The sequence below is a fragment of the Salinicoccus sesuvii genome (assembly GCF_042648145.1).
GTDB classification, from domain to species: Bacteria; Bacillota; Bacilli; order Staphylococcales; family Salinicoccaceae; genus Salinicoccus; species Salinicoccus sesuvii.
Genome location: NZ_JBHRWV010000003.1, coordinates 1 through 3,796 on the forward strand (window position 1 = coordinate 1; position 3,796 = coordinate 3,796).

Annotated in this window: 2 tRNA genes and 2 rRNA genes; all 4 read left to right on the plus strand. The window is 51.2% G+C overall.

Annotated features, from left to right (window positions below):
• A 16S ribosomal RNA gene (locus ACFOJ8_RS04430) occupies window positions 1-965 on the plus strand; the annotation flags it as partial.
• Window positions 966-1,230: 265 nt separating this feature from the next.
• Window positions 1,231-1,307: transfer RNA gene (locus ACFOJ8_RS04435), tRNA-Ile, on the plus strand.
• Between the two features lie 16 nt (window positions 1,308-1,323).
• Window positions 1,324-1,399 (plus strand) — tRNA-Ala (locus tag ACFOJ8_RS04440).
• A 149-nt stretch (window positions 1,400-1,548) separates the two neighbouring features.
• Window positions 1,549-3,796: ribosomal RNA gene (locus tag ACFOJ8_RS04445) — 23S ribosomal RNA — on the plus strand; the annotation flags it as partial.

Below are 3,796 nucleotides of genomic sequence, written 5' to 3' on the forward strand. Positions count from 1 at the left end.
GCGTAGGCGGTTCGTTAAGTCTGATGTGAAAGCCCCCGGCTCAACCGGGGAGGGTCATTGGAAACTGGCGAACTTGAGTGCAGAAGAGGAGAGTGGAATTCCATGTGTAGCGGTGAAATGCGCAGAGATATGGAGGAACACCAGTGGCGAAGGCGGCTCTCTGGTCTGTAACTGACGCTGAGGTGCGAAAGCGTGGGGATCAAACAGGATTAGATACCCTGGTAGTCCACGCCGTAAACGATGAGTGCTAAGTGTTAGGGGGTTTCCGCCCCTTAGTGCTGCAGCTAACGCATTAAGCACTCCGCCTGGGGAGTACGGCCGCAAGGCTGAAACTCAAAGGAATTGACGGGGACCCGCACAAGCGGTGGAGCATGTGGTTTAATTCGAAGCAACGCGAAGAACCTTACCAAATCTTGACATCCTCTGACCGCCCTGGAGACAGGGCTTCCCTTTTGGGCAGAGTGACAGGTGGTGCATGGTTGTCGTCAGCTCGTGTCGTGAGATGTTGGGTTAAGTCCCGCAACGAGCGCAACCCTTATTACTAGTTGCCAGCATTCAGTTGGGCACTCTAGTGAGACTGCCGGTGACAAACCGGAGGAAGGTGGGGATGACGTCAAATCATCATGCCCCTTATGATTTGGGCTACACACGTGCTACAATGGGCAGGTACAAAGGGCAGCGAGACCGCGAGGTGGAGCGAATCCCATAAAACTGTTCCCAGTTCGGATTGGAGTCTGCAACTCGACTCCATGAAGCTGGAATCGCTAGTAATCGTGGATCAGAATGCCACGGTGAATACGTTCCCGGGTCTTGTACACACCGCCCGTCACACCACGGAAGTCGGTAACACCTGAAGCCGGTGGGCCAACCCTTTTGGGAGGCAGCTGTCGAAGGTGGGACCGATGACTGGGGTGAAGTCGTAACAAGGTAGCCGTATCGGAAGGTGCGGCTGGATCACCTCCTTTCTAAGGATATAACGGACCATCATTTGATGGGGAATGGCGTTGACATATTGTATTCAGTTTTGAATGTTTCTTTGACATTCACATGTACATTGAAAACCGTATAGAAACAATGCGAAAAATGATTTTAACCGAAATCAAGCGTAGAAAACCGAGAACCGAAAGAGTTCAAAAACACGCGTTGTGTCANCTCATTTCTTTTCGAAAGTGTAAAAGTAATGCTTGAAATTATCATTCACAATAGTATAATCTATATCTGAAATATAATGGGCCTATAGCTCAGCTGGTTAGAGCGCACGCCTGATAAGCGTGAGGTCGGTGGTTCGAGTCCACTTAGGCCCACCATTATAATTCATAATATGGGGGCTTAGCTCAGCTGGGAGAGCGCCTGCTTTGCACGCAGGAGGTCAGCGGTTCGATCCCGCTAGTCTCCACCATTTAAATTTTAAACATGTACATTGAAAACCGTATAGAAACAATGCGAAAAATGATTTTAACCGAAATCAAGCGTAGAAAACCGAGAACCGAAAGAGTTCAAAAACACGCGTTGTGTCAGTTTAGGCTGGCACACTCACAATTTCATTGCGATTAAGTAATGAAGGGCGCACGGTGGATGCCTTGGCACTAAGAGCCGATGAAGGACGGAACAAACACCGATATGCTTTGGGGAGCTGTAAGTAAGCGTTGATCCAGAGATTTCCGAATGGGGGAACCCCACACATTAGTGTGACTTTTAGGTGAATACATAGCCTAAAAGAGGTAGACCCGGGGAACTGAAACATCTTAGTACCCGGAGGAAGAGAAAGAAAAATCGATTCCCTGAGTAGCGGCGAGCGAAACGGGAAGAGCCCAAACCAGTTTTCGGACTGGGGTTGTAGGACACCGAGGAGACGGACATTTGCGAGCGGAAGGGCCTGGAACGGCCGACCATAGGGGGTAAGAGTCCCGTAGGCGAAGCGAGTGGACGTTGCGGTGGATCCTGAGTACGGCGGAACACGAGGAATTCCGTCGGAATCTGGGAGGACCATCTCCCAAGGCTAAATACTTCTTAGTGACCGATAGTGAACCAGTACCGTGAGGGAAAGGTGAAAAGCACCCCGGAAGGGGAGTGAAATAGAACCTGAAACCGTGTGCTTACAAGTAGTCAGAGCCCGTTAATGGGTGATGGCGTGCCTTTTGTAGAATGAACCGGCGAGTTGCGATTTCATGCAAGGTTAAGCAGCGAATGCGGAGCCGTAGCGAAAGCGAGTCTGAATAGGGCGAATGAGTATGAGGTTGCAGACCCGAAACCAGGTGATCTACCCATGTCCAGGCTGAAGTCCAGGTAACACTGGATGGAGGGCCGAACCGACTTACGTTGAAAAGTGACCGGATGAGGTGTGGGTAGCGGAGAAATTCCAATCGAACCTGGAGATAGCTGGTTCTCTCCGAAATATATTTAGGTATAGCCTCGTGTTAGCATCGTGGAGGTAGAGCACTGTTTGGACGAGGGGCCCATCCCGGGTTACCGAATTCAGACAAACTCCGAATGCCACAGATGTGATGCACGGGAGTCAGACAGCGGGTGATAAGGTCCGTTGTCGAGAGGGAAACAGCCCAGACCACCAGTTAAGGTCCCAAAATATATGTTGAGTGGAAAAGGATGTGGCGTTGCACAGACAACTAGGATGTTGGCTTAGAAGCAGCCATCATTTAAAGAGTGCGTAATAGCTCACTAGTCAAGTGACGCTGCGCCGAAAATGTACCGGGGCTAAACATATTACCGAAACTGTGGATCAATGATATTGATGGTAGGAGAGCGTTCCGATGGCAGAGAAGCATGATCGTGAGGACATGTGGAGCGATCGGAAGTGAGAATGCCGGTGTGAGTAGCGAAAGACGGGTGAGAATCCCGTCCACCGAATGACTAAGGTTTCCAGAGGAAGGCTCGTCCGCTCTGGGTTAGTCGGGACCTAAGCCGAGGCAGAACTGCGTAGGCGATGGACAACAGGTAGAAATTCCTGTACCGGTGATATGTGTATAAGCGATGTGGTGACGCAGAAGGAGAAGCAGAGCGTGCGATTGGAAGAGCACGTCCAAGCATCGAGTCGGCAGGGTAGGCAAATCCGCCCTGTGTAACGATGAGGTGTGATGGGGAGCCGAAATGAGTAGGCGAAGCTGTGGGTTCACACTGCCAAGAAAAGCTGCTAGTTAGCATATGACTGCCCGTACCGCAAACCGACACAGGTAGTTGGGATGAGAATTCTAAGGTGAGCGAGCGAACTCTCGTTAAGGAACTCGGCAAAATGACCCCGTAACTTCGGGAGAAGGGGTGCTCATGAAAATGAGCCGCAGTGAATAGGCCCAAGCGACTGTTTATCAAAAACACAGGTCTCTGCCAAACCGAAAGGTGACGTATAGGGGCTGACGCCTGCCCGGTGCTGGAAGGTTAAGAGGAGCGCTTAGCGTAAGCGAAGGTGCGAATCGAAGCCCCAGTAAACGGCGGCCGTAACTATAACGGTCCTAAGGTAGCGAAATTCCTTGTCAGGTAAGTTCTGACCCGCACGAAAGGCGTAACGATTTGGGCACTGTCTCAACGAGAGGCTCGGTGAAATCATAGTACCTGTGAAGATGCAGGTTACCCGCGACAGGACGGAAAGACCCCGTGGAGCTTTACTGTAACCTGATATTGAATCTTGACCTCACCTGTACAGGATAGGTGGGAGCCGTTGAAGTGTGGACGCCAGTCTACATGGAGGCACTGGTGGGATACCACCCCGGTGATGTTGAGATTCTAACCCGCGCCCGTAATCCGGGCGGGAGACAGTGTCAGGTGGACAGTTTGACTGGGGCGG